The 19,822-nt window shown below is 61.8% G+C and carries 14 protein-coding genes; 1 reads left to right on the top strand and 13 read right to left on the bottom strand.

The window, feature by feature from the left end; all coding sequences use genetic code 11:
• On the bottom strand, positions 1–1,240 hold a 1,240-nt coding region (locus tag BLU76_RS27415), incomplete at its 3' end, for an OprD family porin (protein ID WP_092152511.1).
• A 312-nt stretch (positions 1,241–1,552) separates the two neighbouring features.
• Between BLU76_RS27415 and mhpT the strand changes: the two genes are divergently transcribed.
• A complete protein-coding gene (mhpT, locus tag BLU76_RS27410; protein ID WP_092225265.1) occupies positions 1,553–2,776 on the top strand; it encodes a 3-(3-hydroxy-phenyl)propionate transporter MhpT in 1,224 nt (407 codons plus the stop codon).
• Between the two features lie 148 nt (positions 2,777–2,924).
• Here mhpT and BLU76_RS27405 read toward each other — a convergent pair whose 3' ends face one another.
• The 12 genes from BLU76_RS27405 to BLU76_RS27345 all read right to left on the bottom strand — a co-directional run bounded on the left by BLU76_RS27405 (position 2,925) and on the right by BLU76_RS27345 (position 19,684).
• On the bottom strand, positions 2,925–4,544 hold the full coding sequence (locus BLU76_RS27405) for a methyl-accepting chemotaxis protein (protein WP_092145737.1): 1,620 nt from the start codon (positions 4,542–4,544) through the stop codon (positions 2,925–2,927).
• Between the two features lie 110 nt (positions 4,545–4,654).
• Positions 4,655–5,350 carry an anaerobic ribonucleoside-triphosphate reductase activating protein gene (locus BLU76_RS27400; protein ID WP_256572712.1) on the bottom strand — a complete coding sequence of 232 codons (696 nt, stop codon included), beginning with the start codon at positions 5,348–5,350 and terminating at the stop codon, positions 4,655–4,657.
• On the bottom strand, positions 5,347–5,508 hold the full coding sequence (nrdD, locus tag BLU76_RS27395; protein ID WP_003202433.1) for an anaerobic ribonucleoside-triphosphate reductase: 162 nt from the start codon (positions 5,506–5,508) through the stop codon (positions 5,347–5,349). The genes BLU76_RS27400 and nrdD overlap by 4 nt, the downstream gene beginning before the upstream one ends.
• 31 nt (positions 5,509–5,539) lie before the next feature.
• Entirely contained in the window at positions 5,540–7,555 is a 2,016-nt protein-coding gene (locus tag BLU76_RS27390; protein ID WP_092145740.1) for a ribonucleoside triphosphate reductase, read from the bottom strand.
• A 645-nt stretch (positions 7,556–8,200) separates the two neighbouring features.
• Positions 8,201–9,193 (bottom strand): GTP 3',8-cyclase MoaA, encoded by a 993-nt coding sequence (gene moaA / locus BLU76_RS27380; RefSeq protein WP_092225261.1) that lies wholly within the window; start codon positions 9,191–9,193, stop codon positions 8,201–8,203.
• A 25-nt stretch (positions 9,194–9,218) separates the two neighbouring features.
• A complete protein-coding gene (locus BLU76_RS27375; protein ID WP_092225259.1) occupies positions 9,219–10,187 on the bottom strand; it encodes a peptidylprolyl isomerase in 969 nt (322 codons plus the stop codon).
• A gap of 10 nt (positions 10,188–10,197) precedes the next feature.
• On the bottom strand, positions 10,198–10,878 hold the full coding sequence (gene narI, locus BLU76_RS27370) for a respiratory nitrate reductase subunit gamma (RefSeq protein ID WP_063320860.1): 681 nt from the start codon (positions 10,876–10,878) through the stop codon (positions 10,198–10,200).
• Positions 10,871–11,626, bottom strand: a complete 756-nt coding sequence (gene narJ / locus BLU76_RS27365) for a nitrate reductase molybdenum cofactor assembly chaperone (protein ID WP_092145744.1) — start codon at positions 11,624–11,626, stop codon at positions 10,871–10,873. Before narJ ends, narI begins: the two co-directional genes overlap by 8 nt.
• 2 nt (positions 11,627–11,628) lie before the next feature.
• Positions 11,629–13,167 carry a nitrate reductase subunit beta gene (gene narH, locus BLU76_RS27360; RefSeq protein WP_063320858.1) on the bottom strand — a complete coding sequence of 513 codons (1,539 nt, stop codon included), beginning with the start codon at positions 13,165–13,167 and terminating at the stop codon, positions 11,629–11,631.
• A gap of 1 nt (position 13,168) precedes the next feature.
• Entirely contained in the window at positions 13,169–16,942 is a 3,774-nt protein-coding gene (locus tag BLU76_RS27355; RefSeq protein WP_092225257.1) for a nitrate reductase subunit alpha, read from the bottom strand.
• A 65-nt stretch (positions 16,943–17,007) separates the two neighbouring features.
• Entirely contained in the window at positions 17,008–18,405 is a 1,398-nt protein-coding gene (locus BLU76_RS27350; protein ID WP_092145748.1) for a NarK family nitrate/nitrite MFS transporter, read from the bottom strand.
• Complete coding sequence (locus tag BLU76_RS27345; RefSeq protein WP_371856951.1) at positions 18,383–19,684, bottom strand: MFS transporter; 1,302 nt, start codon at positions 19,682–19,684, stop codon at positions 18,383–18,385. Before BLU76_RS27345 ends, BLU76_RS27350 begins: the two co-directional genes overlap by 23 nt.
• Between the last annotated feature and the right edge of the window lie 138 nt (positions 19,685–19,822).

The raw sequence follows: 19,822 nt of genomic DNA, 5'->3' as shown, positions 1-19,822 counted from the left end.
CCGGGAAGTTGTTGCGATAGATCGATTTGCGTGCCAGCAGCCCGACGTTTTTCAGCGGGCCGCCCTGGATCACGTATCCCAGCTCCATCTGGAACTCACGCTCCTTGCGATCCTCGGCATTGAGAGCCGCCAATTCGATGTGATCACCACGCACATAACGCAGTCGACTGCGCAGGCCCGGCACGCCCACGGCGGCAAAGTCGTAGTCATGGATCGCCTGCCAGGTGCGTTCCTTGGCATTGAGGAAATCCGAGCTCATGGTCATTTCGCTCAAGCCCATCAGCTCGGTGCCGGACACATAAGGCGTGGCCGTATCACCACTGGAATGCATGTAGCCCAGGCTCACGCGATGGCCGCCCAGGCGATAGCCGACCAGCGCCGAAACGTTGCGGTTATCCACTTTGCCAGCCTTGGCCGCGCCGTCTTCGTCGCTGAAAAAACTGCGCAGGTCAGTGGTCAGGACGCCATCGCCCAAGGGCAGGTTATGCAATAACGCCAAGGTGTTCTGTTGATACAAATCCGCCACTTCGGCGTGGTAAGCCCGCAGGCTGAGGTCTTTGTTGACCTGGTAGTCGCCGCCCCCATAAGCCATATGGGACGAAGTCGCCGCACCGTTGAAACGACGGTTGGGCGAGGCGATGCTCATCGGTTGGTAGTCGGTGGAATCGCGCCGGGCGATGCGATCGATATAGCCGGTGTTCAACGTCAAGCCGTCGATGTCCTTGGAACTGAGGGTCGTCCCGCGAAAAGTCTGCGGCAGCAGCCGCGATGGGCTGGCAAAGGCAAACGGCAGGAAGATCGACACATCGCCGGTCTTCACGGTGGTTTGCGCGAAACGCAGCTTACCGGTCACACCCAGGCGCGAATACTCATCCGCCGCACGCTTGTCGCTGCTCGATACCGGTAACAGTTCGGTGCCGCTTCGGTCAGGCGATGAGTCGAGCTTGATGCCCAGCAACCCCCTCACATCGAGGCCGAACCCAACCGTCCCTGGGGTAAACCCCGACTCGACGTTCATGAACACACCTTGAGCCCACTCCCTGGCCGCGGTCTTGGCGCCGCCGTCCTTGTAGTCGCGGTCCATGTAGTAATTGCGCAGGGTCAGGGTACCGTGGCTGTCGTCGATGAAGCCCTCCGCCCGCAAGGCAGGAGAACCCAGGCTCAGCCCGAGGCAGGCCAGCAGACTGGCGAACGAGAAAACAGGGCGCGCCATCGAGGCGTCCCGGGCAAGGTTTGGCATGTTCGATATCCACTTATTGTTGTTGTTTTGATCGGCCCAGCCTTGGTGATAGGGGCCGTGGGAACCAAGAATGGAAACCGCGAGGGCCCTTCGTCAATCAACACTGACCGATAATCGAACATTAATATCATTAACTAATTTACCAACTGACTTGAATATTCGTACCAAGCCCCTGATTTTCATAATGATCTGGCCCGTTTATGACTCCTCCTTGGCATCCTTCATTTTTTAGTTAGCTTTGTTAATCTTAAATGCGCCTGCCGGTTATCCTCCGAGCCGGTGTCCCTCACAAAAACAATAAGAGGATTTGCCATGAACCGTCCGGCGCGTCGTGCGACGCTGACTATCGCCCTGTGTTTCATCGTCGCGTTGATCGAGGGTTTCGACCTTCAGTCAGCCGGTACCGCAGCCGCAGGGCTGCGACAGACGTTTGCCCTCGACCCGAAAATGATGGGTTGGGTATTCAGTGCCGGGATCATCGGGCTGTTGCCTGGTGCGTTCTTTGGCGGCTGGATCGCTGATCGCATCGGTCGCAAGAAAATTCTCATCGCCGCTGTCTTGCTGTTCGGCGTGTTTTCCCTCAGCACCGCTTATGTCGAACACTTCTCCAGCCTCTTGCTGGCGCGTTTCATGACCGGCCTGGGCTTGGGCGCCGCCCTGCCCAACCTCATCGCCCTGTGCGCCGAAGCCGTGGGCGAGCAGCGCCGGGGCACGGCCATCAGCGTGATGTACGCCGGCGTTCCGTTGGGTGGTGCGTTGGCGGCAGTGGTCGCCATGTTGTTTGGCGAACACTGGCAGATGACGTTTTTCATCGGCGGGTTGGCGCCCCTGTTGGTGGTCCCGCTGATGCTCTTGTGGCTCCCCGAATCCAGCGCCTTTCGCCAGGCGCAGGATGGCGGCACAGCGCGCGGCTCCACCACTCAGGCGCTGTTTGGTGAAGGTCGCGGCCGTACCACCTTGGCGCTGTGGCTGAGTTATTTCTTCACCCTGACGGTGATGTACATGTTGCTCAACTGGCTGCCGTCGTTGCTGCTGGAACAGGGCTTCAGCAAACCCCAGGCCGGCCTGGTGCAAATGCTGTTCAACATCGGCGGAGCGCTGGGCTCGTTGCTCGGTGGCCTGTTGCTGGACCGTTGCAATGGCATCAAGGTGGTGCTGTTCGTCTATGCCGGACTGCTGAGCGCCCTGGCCGGGGTCGGGTTTTCGGTCGGTATCGTGCCGATGGCCATTGCCGGGTTCGCCGCTGGGTTGTTTGTCATGGCGGCGCAATTGGTCCTCTATGCCTTGGCGCCGCCCTCCTACCCTACCTCCGTACGTGCGACGGGGGTTGGTGCAGCGGTGGCCATCGGACGCCTGGGGTCGGTGGCCGGGCCGCTGGCTGCCGGACAGATCCTGGCGGCAGGGGGTGGGACCACGGCCGTATTGCTGGCGACGTCTCCTGGGTTGGTGGTTGCGACGTTGGCGGTTCTTAGTGTGATTCGTTATTCGGCCGGGCCGCGATTGGGTGCTTCTGAGCCGGTCGCTGGGAACTCCTGACTTGGTGTGTATATCCGTTATTTAGGTAACGGCGGCTTAGGGTTCCACCCTTAGCACAGCCAACACTATCACCAGCTGACCCTCCGCTATCGCGAGCAAGCTCACTCCCACAAGGGATTGTGGGGCCGAGGCCCTGACATTGATCGGCCTAGACCTTGAACCGCGCCACCGTCTCATGCAGTGACCCGGCCATCTGCGCCAGGTCCTGGCCCGCCGTATCGGTATGCCGCGCGCCCAGCATGACCTGTTCGGACAGGTTGCGAATGTCCACCAGGTTACGATCCACCTCTCGCGCCACCAGCGCCTGCTGTTCCGTGGCACTGGCGATCATCAGGTTGCGCTCGTTGATCTGCGAGATCGAATGGGCGATTTCATCCAGGGCCTCGCCGGAGCGCTGGGCCACCAGCAGCGTGGCTTGCACCAGTTCGCTGTTGTTCTGCATGGAGCTCACCGCATGCCCGCTGTCCAGGCGGATATTACCGATCATGCCCTCGATTTCCCGAGTCGAATCCTGGGTCCGATGAGCCAGCGCCCGGACTTCATCGGCCACCACTGCAAAACCACGCCCGGCATCACCGGCGCGGGCGGCTTCGATGGCGGCGTTCAGTGCCAGGAGATTGGTCTGCTCGGCAATGCTGCGGATCACATCCAGCACCGAGCTGATGTCCTGTACCCGCCCGGCCAATTGCTGGATTCGGCCGGAACTGTCCGTCACACCTTCGGCCAGCGCGGTAATGGAAGCCACCGTTTCCTGGACCTGTTCACGACCACGCTGGGCCGTTTGCTCGGACACCCGCGAGGCTTCGCTGGTGCTCACCGCATTGCGCGCCACTTCGTCCACCGCGGCGGTCATCTGGTTCACGGCCGCGGCAGCCTGTTCGATTTCATGCCCCTGCAACTGCAAGGTGCTGCTGGTCTGGCTGCTCACCGCGCTCAGTTCTTCGGAGGAACTGGCCACTCGATCCACCGAGGCCGCAATGTGCCGGACCATGCTGTTGAGACTCTGCTGCATGTCGTGCATGTTACTCATCACGCTGTCATTGGCACCGACACCCACGGGCACGCGGATCGTCAGGTCGCCCTGGGCGATGAGGTTAAGCACCCGCGCCGCGTCATTGGGTTCACCACCCAGGGGACGGGTCACACTGCGGGTCACCAGGATCGCCACGGTCGTCACCAGGGCCAGGCAGGCCAGCACCAACGCCAGCATGTTGCGCCGCGCATCGTTGTAACGTGCCTGGGCCAAGTGCTCACGTTCGACAAAGACCTTGCCCTGCATCGCCATCATCCCTTCGAGGCTTTTGTACACCTCAAGCTCCGCCGGAATCACGCCCTGCTTGAGCTGCGTCATCGCCTCGTCCGTCGCGCCCTGGCGGATCAACGCCTGCACCTGGACGAACGCCGCCACGTAGGCCTCGCGACGTTTCTTCAACTCGGCATACGCGGCCTTGCCTTCAGGCTGATCGAACAGCGGCTCCAGCGTGGCGAAGGCCTGGGTAATCCGTTGTCGGGTGGCGTCGATGGATTGCTGGACTTGCGCATTGTTCTTGTCGATCAACAAATCCCGGGTATTCCTGGCGTTATCGCGCACGCCCGTGGCGATCACCATGATCGGGTCGATCTTCGGCCAATCCTGCCTGACGATCTGCTCGGCCTGGTCGCGCAGCATCGCCAGGTCGCTCAAGGCGTAAAGCGCCAGGGCAATCAAGGCCAGTGGCGCGATGGCAAAGCCGATCACGATGCGTTGGGCGGTGGTGAGTCTGGTCATATCAAATGCTCCCTGTTCAACTACCTGCCGGTTGGCAGCGCATTTGAAAACCTAAAAAAGTGTGGCCCGGTCATCCCGGGCCGCTGTCGGTCGTTCATCCCGGCGCTCGCTCAACTGCGTAAGACGAACGAGGGGAACAACTCGCGCATGGCGGCCCACAGCTCAGGCTGCAAGGCTTGTGCCGAAACGCTGGAAAGGTGGGGATCGAGCATCCGCGCAGTGCGCACCAGTTGCACCGCGAACCGCGTGACGCCGCGTTCGCTCAAGCGTCGGGCCAGGTTCAGCAACCGCTCGGGGTCGAACAAATGCCAGTGCACCGTTGTGCGACATTCATAGTCCACGCCGCTGGCCAGCAGGTGGTCAAGGCTGCGCCAGTTGGCGGCGCCGCTGCCTTCGACACGGGTCACGTCCAGGGCATCTTCGGGCAAGGCCTTGACGTCGAAACCGACCCAGTCGGCAAGCCCGACCACTTTGGCGAAGGCCGCCGGCTTGATGCCGGCGCTGTGCAGGCCGATGCGAAAACCCATCTGCCGCACTTCCTCCATGGCCGGCGCCAGGCCGTCCTGCAAGGTTGGCTCACCGCCACTGAACACCACGGCGTCGAGCAGATCCTGACGGCGCTGCAGGAACGCCAACACCCGGCACCAATCCACCTCCTCGCTACCGCGCGGCGGGATCAGTTGCGAGTTATGGCAATAACGACAACGCCAGGCACAGCCTTGGCAAAACAGTACGCACGCCAGTTGGCCCGGATAATCGAGGGTGGTCAGGGGCACCATGCCCCCGACCCGTAGCACTCGACTCATGGACGCCCGGCCGCGCGTTCGGTGAAGTGCACCCGCTCGCGATGCTCGGACTGCTTACCTGGGTTGAAGGCCGCCACCGGGCGGTGATAACCCATCACTCGGGTCCAGACTTCGCAGCGTTGACGCTGTGCTTGTGGAAGGCTTTGCGATGCATTCATGGGTGAAGCTCCTTGCGGTCGATGGATCGGATCAGTGAACGCTGCCCTGGCGCTGTTGTTGCAGCAGCAAGGCCTCGTCGCATTTCGGGCAAAACTCATGTTCGCCGGCCAGATAACCGTGCACCGGACAGATGGAAAAGGTCGGCGTGATGGTCAGGTACGGCAGGCGGAAACGTCCCAGTGCCTTGCGCACCAGTTGCTTGCAAGCCTGTGTGGAGGAAATCTGTTCTGCCATGTACAGGTGCAACACGGTGCCGCCGGTGTATTTGCATTGCAGTTCGTCTTGTAGCTCCAGGGCTTCGAACGGATCCTCGGTGAAGCCCACCGGCAGTTGCGACGAGTTGGTGTAGTACGGTGCGACCGGGCTGCCGGCCTGCAAGATATCCGGATAGCGCTTGAGGTCTTCCTTGGCGAAGCGGTAGGTGGTGCCCTCGGCGGGCGTGGCTTCGAGGTTGTAGAGGTGGCCGGTTTCTTCCTGGAATCGCAGCAGCGTGGCCCGCACGTGATCCAACAGTTTCAGGGCGAATGCCCGGCCTTGCTCGGTGTGCAGGCCTTGTTGGTCATCGGTGAAATTGCGCAGCATTTCGTGCAGGCCATTCACGCCGATGGTGGAGAAGTGATTGCGCAAGGTGCCCAGGTAGCGCTTGGTGTACGGATACAAACCGGCATCCATGTGATGCTGGATGACCTTGCGCTTGACCTCCAGGCTCTCCATCGCCAGTTCCATCAGGGCATCGAGGCGTTGCAGCAACGCGCTGGTGTCGCCCTTGTACAGATAACCCAGGCGCGCGCAGTTGATCGTCACCACGCCCAGGGAGCCGGTCTGCTCCGCCGAGCCGAACAAGCCGCCACCGCGCTTGAGCAGTTCGCGCACGTCCAGTTGCAGGCGGCAGCACATCGACCGCACCTGGTTGGGTTGCATGTCCGAGTTGAGGAAGTTCTGGAAATACGGCAAACCGTAACGGGCGGTCATTTCGAACAGCCGGTCGGCGTTCTCGCTGTCCCACGGGAAGTCGTGGGTAATGTTGTAGGTCGGGATCGGGAAGGTGAACACCCGCCCTTTCGCATCGCCGGCTTGCATCACCTCGATGTAGGCGCGGTTGATCAGTTCCATTTCCGCTTGCAGGTCACCGTAGGCGAACGGCATCTCTTCGCCACCGATGATCGGTATCTGTTCACGCAAGTCCTGTGGGCAGACCCAGTCGAACGTCAGGTTGGTAAAGGGTGTTTGCGTGCCCCAGCGCGACGGTACGTTGAGGTTGTAGATGAACTCCTGCAACGACTGCCGGACCTCGTCGTAGCTGAGCTGGTCCTTGCGCACATAGGGTGCCAGGTACGTGTCGAACGAGCTGAACGCCTGGGCGCCGGCCCATTCGTTCTGCAGGGTGCCGAGGAAATTCACCATCTGTCCCAGGGCACTGCTCAGATGCTTGGGCGGCCCGGCCTCGACCCGCCCTGGCACGCCATTGAGGCCTTCGTGCAACAGGGTGCGCAACGACCAGCCGGCACAATAGCCGGCGAGCATGTCCAGGTCGTGGATATGCAGGTCCGCCTCGCGATGCGCCTGGCCGATGGCCTGGCTGTAGACTTCGTCGAGCCAATAGTTGGCGGTGACCTTGCCCGATACGTTGAGGATCAGCCCGCCGAGGGAATAGCCCTGGTTGGCGTTGGCCTGCACGCGCCAGTCTTCGCGGTCCAGGTATTCGTTCATCGACGTGGCGACTTCCACCAGCGTACGGCGATCCCGACGCAGGCGTCCGTGTTGCTCGCGATAGACGATGTAGGCACGCATGGAGAGAAAGAAACCGGCATCCATCAACACCCGCTCGACACGGTCCTGGATCTGCTCGACGTTCAACCGCGTCTGCCCTTCCAACCGCGCCAACACCGCCTCCAGCAACGCCTCGGCCTCGGCTTCGGCGTATTCGCCAGTGGCCTTGCCAGCGGCGATCAGCGCCTGGCGGATCTTGTCCGCATCAAAGGCGACCACACTGCCATCGCGCTTGTGCAAGCGGTTACACCCTACTGAGATCAACGTGCTCTGCATTTTGGCTCCAGACACTACATATAGGCTTTTTGATTCGTATAAACACAATATGCAGTGGAGAGTACGGCCAAACGATCGAGTTGCAATTGATCGATATCAAGATTCAGGAGCGACGGCCAACCCGCTTGGAAGGGGGGGCAATGCGCCTCGTACAATGGGATCGGAGCACGACCGTGAGAACCAGGTCGGCTGGCAGACCGCCTTCGCGAGCAAGCTCGCTCCCACAGTTGGATCGGAGCACGACAATGAGAGCCAGGCCGGCTGGCAGGCCGCCTCGCGCTGGCTTTTGATCTGGGGGCCCCGTTAACCACGCTGGCCGAACGCAGGCATTGCGTAGTGGGCACCTCGGCATGGATGCCGAGGTAGCCGCGCTGGGCCATGGATGGCCCTTCGCGGCGGCCCACGGAGCAATGCCGGAGTGAGGGCATGCCGAGCCTAGGCGAGGCACCGAGTGGTGGGGCAAAAGCGTTTTGCTTACTTTTGCGCTTCTCAAAAGTGAGCCGCCGTCAGGGCGGAACCCTAAGTGGCCGTTACCGCAGCAACGGATATGCCCCCAATCAACAAATCCCAGCGCTCAGAACAGTACGGGGCTGCTGCGCACCCCAGCGGGAGCAAGCTCCCTCGCCACGGGGTCTGCGTAAGCCCTTAACCCCCACTCATATTCATGAACCGCACAATCTGCACCTCCCCACCAGGATTGAAGTCATGGCGCAAAGGCTTCCCACGCAACGCCTTCTGCACCGCCTGAATAACCGGCTGGTCATCCAAAGGATAACGCCGCAACAAGCCACGCAGATCGAGAGAATCCTCCTGCCCCAGGCACAACAGCAAGCGCCCTTCAACGGTCATGCGCACGCGATTGCAACTGGCGCAGAAGTTGTGAGTGTTGGGGGAAATGAAACCGATCCGGGTATCCGGATGCTGTTCCAAACGTACATAACGCGCCGGGCCACCACTGTTCTCCGTACTGTCGAGCAACCGGTGATGAGCGGCGATCACAGCCCGGACCTCATCGCTGGAACAGAACGACTCGCCCCGGGAACGCCCCACCTCCCCCAACGGCATCTCCTCGATAAAACTGATGTCGATGCGTTGATCGATGGCGTACTGCACCAGCGCCGGGACTTCATCGAAGTTGCGTCCCTTCATGACCACACAGTTGAGCTTGACCCGCTCGAACCCAGCGACCTTCGCCGCTTCAATCCCGGCCAGCACCTGGTCCAGGTTGCCGTTGCGGGTAATCGCCCGAAAACGTTCACCGTCCAGGCTGTCGAGGCTGATGTTCATGCGCTTGACGCCAGCCTCGACCAGCGGCTGGGCCAATCGCCCCAACTGCGAGCCGTTGCTGGTCATCACCAGTTCCCGCAGGCCGGGCAACGCCGCGATCTCGCGACACAACCCGACGATGCCCGGACGGATCAGCGGCTCTCCACCGGTCAGGCGGATTTTCTTCACTCCCAGGCCGACGAACAGCCGCGCCAGGCGCTGCAACTCCTCCAAGGTCAACACTTGCTGACGCGGCAGGAACGTCATGTTTTTCGCCATGCAATACACACAACGAAAATCACAACGATCGGTCACCGACATCCGCAAATAATCGATCTGGCGCCCAAATCCGTCCTGCAACACCGCATTCATGAAGACCTCCTGATTGAGCCCGTACTCACTGCACCAGCGGCGAGTCGGCACCCTGAAGATGAATGCCGCGAATGTCCGCCGCACCGATCAGGGTATGCAGGTACTGCACCAGCGCTTTTTGCCACACGCCCTGCTGCAACTGGGTACGAATCGCCGTCGCCACCGCCTCGTACGGCAATGGCTGGCCTTCGATGCGCTGGTCGATGCTGATCACGTGCCAGCCATAGCGACTTTCCAGCGGTTTACCGGCCAGGCCCGCCGGCAGGGTGAATAACTGGCGCTCCAGCTCAGGCACAGTCTGGCCCTTGCTGATCTGCCCCAGCGAGCCGCCCTGCTCCTTGGATGGACACGCCGAATGCTTGAGCGCCAACTCGGCAAAACTGCCCGGGAACTGATCCAGCCGCTCCAGCAGCAGCTCGGCCTGGACATGGGCCAGGCTGCGCGCCTCGGCATCGTCCGGCGCGCATTCGAGCAGGATGTGCCGCACCGCCAGCAACGGTGCGCTGTGAAACCGCGCTCGGTTGCTTTCGTAATAACGCAAGCAGGTGGCCTCGTCGCACTGCGGCACCTGCACCTCACGTTCGAGCAATAGCCGCGTGGCCGCTTCCTCTTCGTTTTCGCCGGCGCCGACCTGTAACGCCAGGCCCAGTTCGGCGATGCGTTGCTGGAGCAATTCGCGAATCACCAAGGCCCGTGCCGCCTGATAAACCGCCTCCTCGCGGCTTTCCGCCGGGTGGTATTGCAGCTCCTGGGCCATCGCCTGCGGGGTGATCGACACCCCGTTGACGCTGATGATCGGCCACTCCTGTTCACTGCTGGCAATCAACTGTGGCGCTTCATCCTCCGCCACCGGCCCGGCCTGGGCCGGCTCGAACTGCACCGCCCCCGCCGGTTCGGCATCGGCCACCGGCGCGATCACCGGTGCCGCTTTTGCCGAAGAACCGCAGCCGCCGCTGCCGCCACCACTACCGCCACATCCGCATCCACTCGCCATGATCTTCTCCTCAAAACTTCTGCCGAACGATTTGATAACGACGTCCCAGGTACCAGACCGGCGCACTGACGATATGGACCAGACGAGTGAACGGGAACAACACGAACAAGGTCAGGCCCAGCACCACGTGGAGCTTGTAGACCAGGCCTACCGGCGCTATCGAGGTAGCGGCTTCAACCGGACGCAACAGCACGGTGTTTTGGGCCCAGTCAGCCAGCATCACCATTACCGAGCCGTCCATATGGGCGGTAGAGGCCACGATGGTCATCAGCCCCAGCACCAGTTGCACCAGCAGCACCACCAGCACGAGGATGTCCGACGCATTGGAGGTGGCGCGAACCCGTGGGTCGGTCAGGCGACGGTTGAGCAGCATCACCAGGCCGATCAGGCCCAGTACGCCGAAGAAACCGCCGGAGACCATCGCCAGCAACTGCTTGTTCTCGGTGCTCAGCACGTGGTGGTAGATCGCCGAGGGTGTCAGCAGGCCGACGAAGTGGCCGGCCAGCACGAACAGCACGCCGATGTGAAACAGGTTGCTGGCCACGCGCATGCCGCGCTTGTTCAGCATCTGGCTGGAACCGGCCTTCCAGGTGTACTGGGACAGATCAAAGCGTGCCCAACTGCCAAGCAGGCAAATCGCCAAGGCGACATAGGGGTAGACCCCGAACAACAACAGATCCCATTTAGACATTACCCACCTCCCCGGCTGGCGCTGCGGCCAGCCCTTCATGCTGAAAATCCACCCAGTGCAGCGGCACCGCACTTTCGTCTCGCGCCTTGCCCGGCGCGCTGGGCATCGAGCTGCAACGGTCCTGCTGTTCGGCCTTCATGAAATCCACCGCCTCTTCTTCCCAGACCTTGTCCAGGGCCTCGAGGGAGTCATCCCGTGGCTCGGCCTTCACTTGCTCGCGCAACTCGGCCACGGCCACCTGAGGCTCGGCCCCGGCGATTTGTAGCAAGGCCCGGAAGCAACTGGCGTAGGCACTTTCACGTTCGTCCAGGCGCGCCGCGAGCAAGGCCAGCAGGTGCGCCACATCGGCCAGGCCCTCGCGGGCCTCGAGGTCTTCGCGGGTGGAAAGAAACTCCAGGTACAGCGGGATGTAGTCAGGTAGTTCCTTGACGCCGATGGCAAAACCGGCCTCTTCGTACTGGGCCATCATGTCGACCATGGCCTGGCCACGGTCGCGGGATTCACCATGGACATGTTCGAACAGCAGCAGCGACAGCGAACGACCGCGGCCGAACAGCGCACCGTAGTGCTCCTGGCCATCCATCAGGTCCTTGCCGCAGATCACCTCCAGCAATTCAAACAGCCCGGCGCGCTGGTTGGGACTGATTTCCCGTGCCTGGAGAATCGCTTGTTCCAGCTCATCCCGACCGGCCACCAGGGTCTCGGTCGGGTAGTCGAGCAGCAACGAAATCACCTTGAGAATGCGCATGCTCATTCCTCCCACAACTGCACGGTTTTGATCACGTCGCGGCGGTTGGCCTTCTTGCCACCGAACATGTTGGTGTCGGAGCTGCCACTGCAACCGCTGCCAAAGCTGAAGCCGCAACCGGAGCGCTCGGCGAACGCGTCGCTCATGGCGTCTTCGCGGTGGGCGCTTGGTACGACGAAGCGATCTTCGTAGTTGGCGATGGCCAGGTAGCGGTACATCTCTTCCACCTGGTTCACGCTCAAGCCGACGTCGGCCAGCACTTGCAGGTCCTGCACGCCGTCGACCTGCTCGGAACGTTTGTAGGCACGCATCGCCAGCAAGCGTTTGAGCGCAAGCTTGACCGGTTTTTCATCACCGGCGGTGAGCATGTTCGCCAGGTAGCGCAGCGGGATGCGCAGGCTGTCGACGTCCGGGATCACCCCGTTCATGCCCACGGTGCCAGCCGTGGCAGCGTTCTGGATCGGCGACAGTGGCGGCACGTACCAGACCATTGGCAAGGTGCGGTATTCCGGGTGCAGCGGCAGTGCGAGTTTCCAATCCACGGCCATTTTGTAGACCGGCGAGCGTTGCGCCGAATCGATCACCGACTGCGGCACGCCATCGGCCAGGGCTTGGCGAATCACTGCCGGGTCGTTGGGGTCGAGGAAAATCTCCAGTTGCTTCTCGTACAGGTCCTTCTCATCGGCGGTGCTCGCCACTTCGCTGATACGGTCGGCGTCGTACAGCAGCACGCCGAGGTAACGGATCCGGCCGACGCAGGTTTCAGCGCAAACAGTCGGCATCCCGGCTTCGATACGCGGGTAGCAGAAGATGCATTTTTCCGACTTGCCGCTCTTCCAGTTGAAGTAAATCTTCTTGTAAGGGCAGCCGCTGATGCACATGCGCCAGCCACGGCATTTCTCCTGGTCGATCAGGACGATGCCGTCCTCTTCGCGCTTGTAGATCGCGCCGCTCGGGCACGACGCCGCGCACGCCGGGTTCAGGCAGTGCTCGCACAGGCGCGGCAGGTACATCATGAAAGTGTTTTCGTACTCGCCGTAGATGTCCGCCTGGATCTTGTCGAAGTTCTTGTCCTTGCGCCGCTTGGCGAATTCAGTGCCGAGGATTTCCTCCCAGTTCGGGCCCCACTCGATCTTCTGCATGCGCTTGCCGGACACCACCGAGCGTGGTCGCGCGGTGGGCTGGTGCTCGCCCAGCGGTGCGGTGTGCAAGTGCTGGTAGTCGAAGTCGAACGGTTCGTAGTAATCGTCCAGGCTCGGCAGGTCCGGGTTGGCGAAGATATTCGCCAGTACGCGGAATTTGCCGCCGATGCGCGGGTTGATCGAACCGTCTGCGTTGCGGATCCAGCCGCCCTTCCACTTGTCCTGGTTTTCCCATTCCTTGGGATAGCCGATGCCCGGCTTGGATTCGACGTTGTTGAACCAGGCGTACTCCATGCCTTCGCGGCTGGTCCAGACGTTCTTGCAGGTGATCGAGCAGGTGTGGCAGCCGATGCATTTGTCCAGGTTCAGGACCATGCCGATTTGTGAGCGAATCTTCATCTCAGTTCTCCTCGATATCAGTCGGCAGTGGACGCGGCAGATCATCGCCACTGGAACCGTCGAGCCAATCGACCTTGACCATCTTGCGCACCACGACGAATTCGTCGCGGTTGCAACCGACCGTGCCGTAATAGTTGAAGCCGTAGGCCTGCTGGGCGTAGCCACCGATCATGTGGGTGGGCTTGAGCACCACGCGGGTCACCGAGTTGTGGTGGCCGCCACGGGTCTTGGTGGTTTCGGAACCTGGCACGTTCACGATCCGTTCCTGGGCGTGATACATCATCACCATGCCTTCCTTGACCCGTTGGCTGACCACCGCACGGGCGGTCAGCGCGCCGTTGACGTTGAAGCATTCGATCCAGTCGTTGTCCTCGATACCGGCGCGCTTGGCGTCGATTTCCGAGAGCCAGACAATCGGTCCGCCACGGCTCAGGGTCAGCATCAGCAGGTTGTCGCTGTAGGTGCTGTGGATGCCCCACTTCTGGTGCGGGGTGATCCAGTTCAAGACGATCTCGGTCTCGCCATTGCTGCGCTTGCCCTTCACGCCGGCGATGGTGCGGGTGTTGACCGGTGGCCGATAGCTCATCAGCTGCTCGCCGAACGCCTGCATCCACGGGTGATCCTGGTAGAACTGCTGGCGACCGGTGATGGTGCGCCATGGGATCGACTCATGGACGTTGGTGTAGCCGGCGTTGTAGCTCACGTGATCGTCTTCCAGGCCAGACCAGGTCGGGCTGGAAATGATCTTGCGTGGCTGGGCCTGGATGTCGCGGAAACGAATGGCCTCGTGCTCCTTCGAGACGGCCAGGTGGCTGTGGTCGATGCCGGTGAACTCCGACAGCGCTGCCCAGGCTTTCACCGCGACATGGCCGTTGGTTTCCGGGGCCAGGGACAGGATCACCTCGGCGGCGTCGATGGCGCTGTCGATCTTTGGTCGCCCTTGGCTGATGCCGGCCTCGACTTCCTTGTGGTTCAGTTCGCCGAGGAATTTCACTTCAGTCTCGGTGTTCCAGTTGATGCCCTTACCGCCGTTGCCGAGTTTTTCCAGCATCGGGCCCAGGGAGGTGAACTGCTTGTAGATGTTCGGGTAGTCGCGCTCCACCACCTGCAGGTTCGGTGCGTTCTTGCCTGGGACCGGCGCCACACCGGCACTTTTCCAGTCGGTGCCGCCAAAGGGTTGGGCCAGTTCGCCGACGCTGTCGTGCATCAGCGGTACGGTGACCAGGTCTTTCTCGACACCCAGGTGGCCGACCGACATGGCGGAAAACGCCTTGGCGATGCCCTTGTAGATTTCCCAGTCCGAACGCGATTCCCAGGCCGGATCGATGGCGGCCGACAGTGGGTGGATGAACGGGTGCATGTCCGAGGTGTTCATGTCGTCTTTTTCGTACCAGGTGGCGGTCGGCAAGACGATGTCGGAATACACACAGGTCGAGGACATGCGGAAGTCCAGGGTGGTCACCAGGTCGAGCTTGCCAATGGCGCCCTCGTCGACCCATTCGGCTTCGGTGGGTTTGCACTCGGTGCTATGGCCGATGTCTTCGTTCATCACGCCGTTCTTGGTGCCCAGCAGGTACTTGAGCATGTACTCGTGGCCCTTGCCCGAGGAGCCCAGCAGGTTGGAACGCCAGATGAACATGTTGCGCGGGAAGTTCACCGGGCTGTCCGGCTGTTCGCAGGCAAAGCGCAGGGAACCGTCCTGCAGCGACTTGACCACGTAGTCCTTGGGTTCCAGGCCCGCGGCGGCGGCATCGCGGCAGATGTGCAGCGGGTTGGTGTTGAGTTGCGGCGCGCTCGGCAACCAGCCGGCCCGTTCGGCACGGATGTTGTAGTCCAGGGCGTGCTCGGGGAACTGCGATTTGTCGGCCAGGGGTGAGAGCACGTCGTGCATGCTCATCTTCTCGTGGCGCCATTGCGAACTGTGGCCATAGAAGAAGCTGGTGCCGTTCATCTGCCGTGGCGGCCGGTTCCAGTCCAGACCAAAGGCCAGGGGCAGCCAGCCGCATTGCGGACGGAGTTTTTCCTGGCCCACATAGTGAGCCCAACCGCCGCCGGTCTGGCCGACGCAACCGCAGAGCATGAGCATGTTGATCAGCCCGCGGTAGTTCATGTCCATGTGGTACCAGTGGTTCATCGCTGCACCGACGATGATCATCGAGCGTCCACGGGTCTTGTCGGCGTTGTCGGCAAACTCGCGGGCGATCTGGATCGCCTTCTCGCGACTTACGCCAGTGATCTGCTCCTGCCAGGCCGGGGTGCCGGGCACCGAAGCGTCGTCATAGTCCTTGGCAACGTTGGCGCCGCCCAGGCCACGGTCGATCGCCAGGTTGGCCGCCGACAGGTCGAAGACAGTGGCGACTTTCGCCACGCTGCCATCGGCCAGCACCACGCTGTGCACCGGCACCCGACGGAACTGAACCGCATCACCGGCCACGTGCTGGAAGTACTCCTGGGCTTCGCCGGCAAAATACGGGAAGGCCACCTCGGCGACGTCGCCACCGATCAGGCTCAGCTTGAGGTCGATCTCACGTCCCTCGCCGCCCTCACGGGGCAGGATGTTCCACTTGCCCTTCTCGCCCCAGCGATAGCCGATGGAGCCTTGGGGCGAAACCAGTTCGCCGGCGGCATCCATGGCGATGGTTTTCCATTCCGGGTTGTTGTCCTGGCCGAGGTTGTCGGTCAGGTCGCTAGCCCGCAGGAAACGGTCCGGCTGGTAACCGGCACCCGGCGCAGCGCCAAGCATCGGCTTGAGCATCACCAATACCGGCAGGTCGGTGTAGCGCTTGGCGTATTCAGTGAAATAGGCGCTGGGCTTGTCCAGGTGGAATTCTTTGAAGATCACATGGTTGAAGGCTTGGGCCAGTGCGGCGTCGGTGCCCTGCTTGGGGTTGAGCCACAGGTCGGTGAGCTTGGCGACTTCCGAATAGTCCGGGGTGATCGCCACGGTCTTGGTGCCCTTGTAGCGCACCTCGGTGAAGAAGTGGGCGTCAGGGGTACGGGTCTGCGGGACGTTGGAGCCCCAGGCAATGATGTAGTTGGAGTTGTACCAGTCGGCCGATTCCGGCACGTCGGTCTGCTCGCCCCAGACCATCGGCGAAGCGGGCGGCAAGTCGCAATACCAGTCGTAGAAGCTCAGGCACACGCCACCGATCAGCGAAAGGTAGCGCGAGCCGGCGGCATAACTGACCATCGACATGGCCGGGATCGGCGAGAAGCCCACCACCCGGTCCGGGCCGTGCGTCTTGACGGTGTAGACGTTGGCGGCGGCAATGATCTCGTTGACTTCTTCCCAGTTGGAACGGATGAAGCCACCCATGCCGCGCTTGCTTTTATAGGAGTCGGCCTTGGCCTTGTCCTCGACGATGCTGGCCCAGGCTTCCACCGGTGGCAGGGTCTGCCGGGCTTCGCGCCACAGCTTGAGCAATGGCTTGCGAATCTTCGGGTACTTGAGCCGGTTGGCGCTGTAGATGTACCAGCTGTAGCTCGCGCCGCGAGGGCAGCCGCGTGGTTCGTGGTTGGGTAGATCGTTGCGGGTACGCGGATAGTCGGTCTGCTGGGTTTCCCAGGTGATCAAGCCGTTCTTGACGTAGATTTTCCACGAGCACGAACCGGTGCAGTTCACCCCATGGGTGGACCGCACGATCTTGTCGTACTGCCAGCGCGAACGATAGACGTTCTCCCAGTCGCGGGACTCCTTGCGGGTCTCGCCGTGCCCATCGGAAAACTCGCCTTGCTTACGGTTGAAAAACCGCAGTTGATCCAATAAATGACTCACAGTGTGTTCCTCTCAGGCTTGCTCCGCGGGGTCTGCGCCCCGCCCACGCAATAGTTGAATTCGTCTTAGCAGGGTGTCGCCGCGCCCTTGCGGGCGTACCACCACCAGGTCACCACGATGCAGCTCAGGTAAAAGCCGACGAACATGTAGAAGGCCATCTCCGGGCCGCCGGTCAGGGCCATCGAAGTGCCGAAGGATTTGGGGATGAAGAATGCCCCGAAGGCGCCCATGGCCGAGCTGAAGCCCAGCACCGCGGCCGACTCCTTGCCGGCATTCTTGAGCGCTTGCTCGCGCACCTCGGGCTTTTTGCCCAGGGCGGCTTTTTCATGCAGGGTGCGGAAGATCACCGGAATCATCCGAAAGGTCGAACCGTTGCCCACACCCGTGGTGATGAACAGCAACATGAACATGCCCAGGAAGCCGTAGAAGTTGCCGCCCTGGCCGCCTTGGGGCAAAAAGTGCATGACCCCGAACACCATCAGAATCATCAGCACGAAGTTCCACAAGGTGACCTTGGCCCCACCGAGCTTGTCCGCCAGCCAGCCGCCCAACGGCCGCACCAGCGCGCCCACCAGCGGGCCGAGGAAAGCGAATTTCAGGGCGATGACTTCCGGGAACGAAGTCTTGATCAGCAGGGGAAACGCGGCGGAAAAGCCAATGAACGAGCCGAAGGTCGCCAGGTACAACCAGCACATCAGCCAGTTGTGCTTGCGCTTGAAGATCACCGCCTGCTCGCTGAACGAAGCACGGGCGCTGGACAGGTCGTTCATGCCGAACCAGGCAATCAGGGTCACGGCCAGGATGAACGGCACCCAGATGAAACCGGCGTTCTGCAACCACAGCGAGCTGCCGTCAGCCAACACCTGGGGCTGGCCGCCCATGAAGCCGAACACGCCGAAAGAGATCACCAACGGCACGCTGAACTGCATCACCGACACCCCCAGGTTACCCAGCCCGGCGTTCAGGCCCAGGGCCGTGCCTTGCTGGGACTTGGGGTAGAAGAAGCTGATGTTGGACATGCTCGAGGCGAAGTTGCCGCCGCCAAAACCGCAGAGCAACGCGATCAACACGAACACGCTGTAGGGCGTGGCCGGGTTCTGCACAGCGAAGCCCATCCACAACGCCGGGATCAGCAGCGATGCGGTGCTCAGGGCGGTCCAGCGCCGGCCACCGAAGATCGGCACCATGAACGAGTAGAAGATGCGCAAGGTCGCACCGGACAGCCCCGGCAATGCCGCCAGCCAGAACAGTTGGTCGGTGCTGAAACTGAAGCCGATGGCATTCAGGCGCACGATCACCGTGCTCCAGACCATCCACACCGCGAAGGCCAACAGCAGCGCCGGGATGGAAATCCACAGGTTGCGCCGGGCGGTCAGTTTGCCGCTACTGCCCCAGAAAGCAGGATCTTCCGGACGCCAGTCATGAATGACCGGGCCCTTTTCAGGCGTTTGCAGAACGGACATGTTCTTCTCCTTGGGCAATGCTGGAAAACGGGGATTGAATGGCCGGCGGCTGTTTACCCAGCAGCGGGCGCTTGCGTATTTCGCTGAAGTACATCCAGGCCAGGGAGACCCAGACCACGCCGTACATCAACATGAAGCAGGACGAGCGCACGCCGGTAAGGTCCACCAGGGCGCCGAACATGATCGGCAGCACGAACCCGCCCAGGCCGCCGGCCAGGCCGACGATGCCGGACACTGCCCCCATGTTTTTCGGGTAGTCGTTGGCGATGTACTTGAAGACCGAGGCCTTGCCGAACGCGAAGGCGATGCCCATCACGAACAGCAGCACGGTGAACAGCGTGGCGTTGAGGCCGATATGGAAATCGACGATGCCGTTGACGGTTTGCACTTGCAGTTGGGTCTGGGGGTAGGAGAGCAGGAACAGGCAGATCCAGCTGACCCACAACACCCACCAGGTCACGCTCTGGGCGCCCCAGCGGTCGGACATCCAGCCACCGACGGCCCGCAGCACGCCACCAGGCAGGGAGAAACACGCCGCCAGCAGCGCCGCGCTTTGCAGGCTGAAGCCGTATTCCTGCACGTAGTACTTGGTCATCCACAAGGCCAGGGCCACGTAGCCGCCGAACACGATGGAGTAGTACTGGCAGTAGCGCCACACGGCCGGCTCTTTCAGGGTTTTCAACTGCTCGCGCAATGTGGCGCCGCCGGTGCCGCTGTGCTCCTTTTTCTCGCTGGTGAGAAACCAGAACAGCAGCGCGGTGATGAACAGGATGGCGCTGAACACCTTGGGCACCAGGTGCCAGGAGCCGAACGCGATCAGGGCCGGAGCGAGGAACTTGGTCACCGCCGCACCCGCGTTGCCGGCACCGAACACGCCCATGGCGAAACCCTGGTTCTGCTTGTCGAACCACTTGGCGACATAGGCGATGCCCACCGAGAACGAACCGCCGGCCAGGCCGACGAACAGGCCCAGCACCAGGAACTGCCAGAAGGCCGTGGCGAGGGTGATCAAGTACAGCGGCAGGACGCAGGACAGCATCAGCAGGAAGAACACGATCCGCCCGCCAAAGCGGTCGGTCAAAAGCCCCAGGGGCAAACGCACCAGCGAGCCGGTCAGCACCGGCGTGGCCGCCAGCAGGCCGAATTGGGTCTCGTTGAGGGCCAGCAGCTCCTTGATCGGAACGCCGAGCACGGCAAACATCATCCAGACCATGAAGCACACGGTGAAGGCCAGGGTACTCATCCCTAGTACCAGCCCTTGTTGCACTTGCGCTCGCATCACGATGCACTCCGTCAGTTCGATGAGCGCAGCCTAGTGATACGAACCCCGCAAAAACTTGACTTGGGTCAACGTGCGCCGGGGCGGTCCAGGCCTATGCTTGCCCCGTCTACCTCCAAGGAGGTAGACCCGGATATT

Source organism: Pseudomonas sp. NFACC08-1 (assembly GCF_900106735.1).
GTDB classification, from domain to species: domain Bacteria; phylum Pseudomonadota; class Gammaproteobacteria; order Pseudomonadales; family Pseudomonadaceae; genus Aquipseudomonas; species Aquipseudomonas fluorescens_Q.
Note: the sequence above shows the minus strand (reverse complement) of the source record. Positions and strands in the feature narration are given on the sequence as shown.

Excerpts from the sequence above, each read along its gene's own strand:
- mhpT (WP_092225265.1), top strand. The coding sequence starts at position 1,553 with ATGAACCGTCCGGCGCGTCGTGCGACGCTGACTATCGCCCTGTGTTTC.
- BLU76_RS27405 (WP_092145737.1), bottom strand. The coding sequence starts at position 4,544 with ATGACCAGACTCACCACCGCCCAACGCATCGTGATCGGCTTTGCCATC.
- BLU76_RS27400 (WP_256572712.1), bottom strand. The coding sequence starts at position 5,350 with ATGAGTCGAGTGCTACGGGTCGGGGGCATGGTGCCCCTGACCACCCTC.
- nrdD (WP_003202433.1), bottom strand. The coding sequence starts at position 5,508 with ATGAATGCATCGCAAAGCCTTCCACAAGCACAGCGTCAACGCTGCGAA.
- BLU76_RS27390 (WP_092145740.1), bottom strand. The coding sequence starts at position 7,555 with ATGCAGAGCACGTTGATCTCAGTAGGGTGTAACCGCTTGCACAAGCGC.
- moaA (WP_092225261.1), bottom strand. The coding sequence starts at position 9,193 with ATGAATGCGGTGTTGCAGGACGGATTTGGGCGCCAGATCGATTATTTG.
- BLU76_RS27375 (WP_092225259.1), bottom strand. The coding sequence starts at position 10,187 with ATGGCGAGTGGATGCGGATGTGGCGGTAGTGGTGGCGGCAGCGGCGGC.
- narI (WP_063320860.1), bottom strand. The coding sequence starts at position 10,878 with ATGTCTAAATGGGATCTGTTGTTGTTCGGGGTCTACCCCTATGTCGCC.
- narJ (WP_092145744.1), bottom strand. The coding sequence starts at position 11,626 with ATGCGCATTCTCAAGGTGATTTCGTTGCTGCTCGACTACCCGACCGAG.
- narH (WP_063320858.1), bottom strand. The coding sequence starts at position 13,167 with ATGAAGATTCGCTCACAAATCGGCATGGTCCTGAACCTGGACAAATGC.
- BLU76_RS27350 (WP_092145748.1), bottom strand. The coding sequence starts at position 18,405 with ATGTCCGTTCTGCAAACGCCTGAAAAGGGCCCGGTCATTCATGACTGG.
- BLU76_RS27345 (WP_371856951.1), bottom strand. The coding sequence starts at position 19,684 with ATGCGAGCGCAAGTGCAACAAGGGCTGGTACTAGGGATGAGTACCCTG.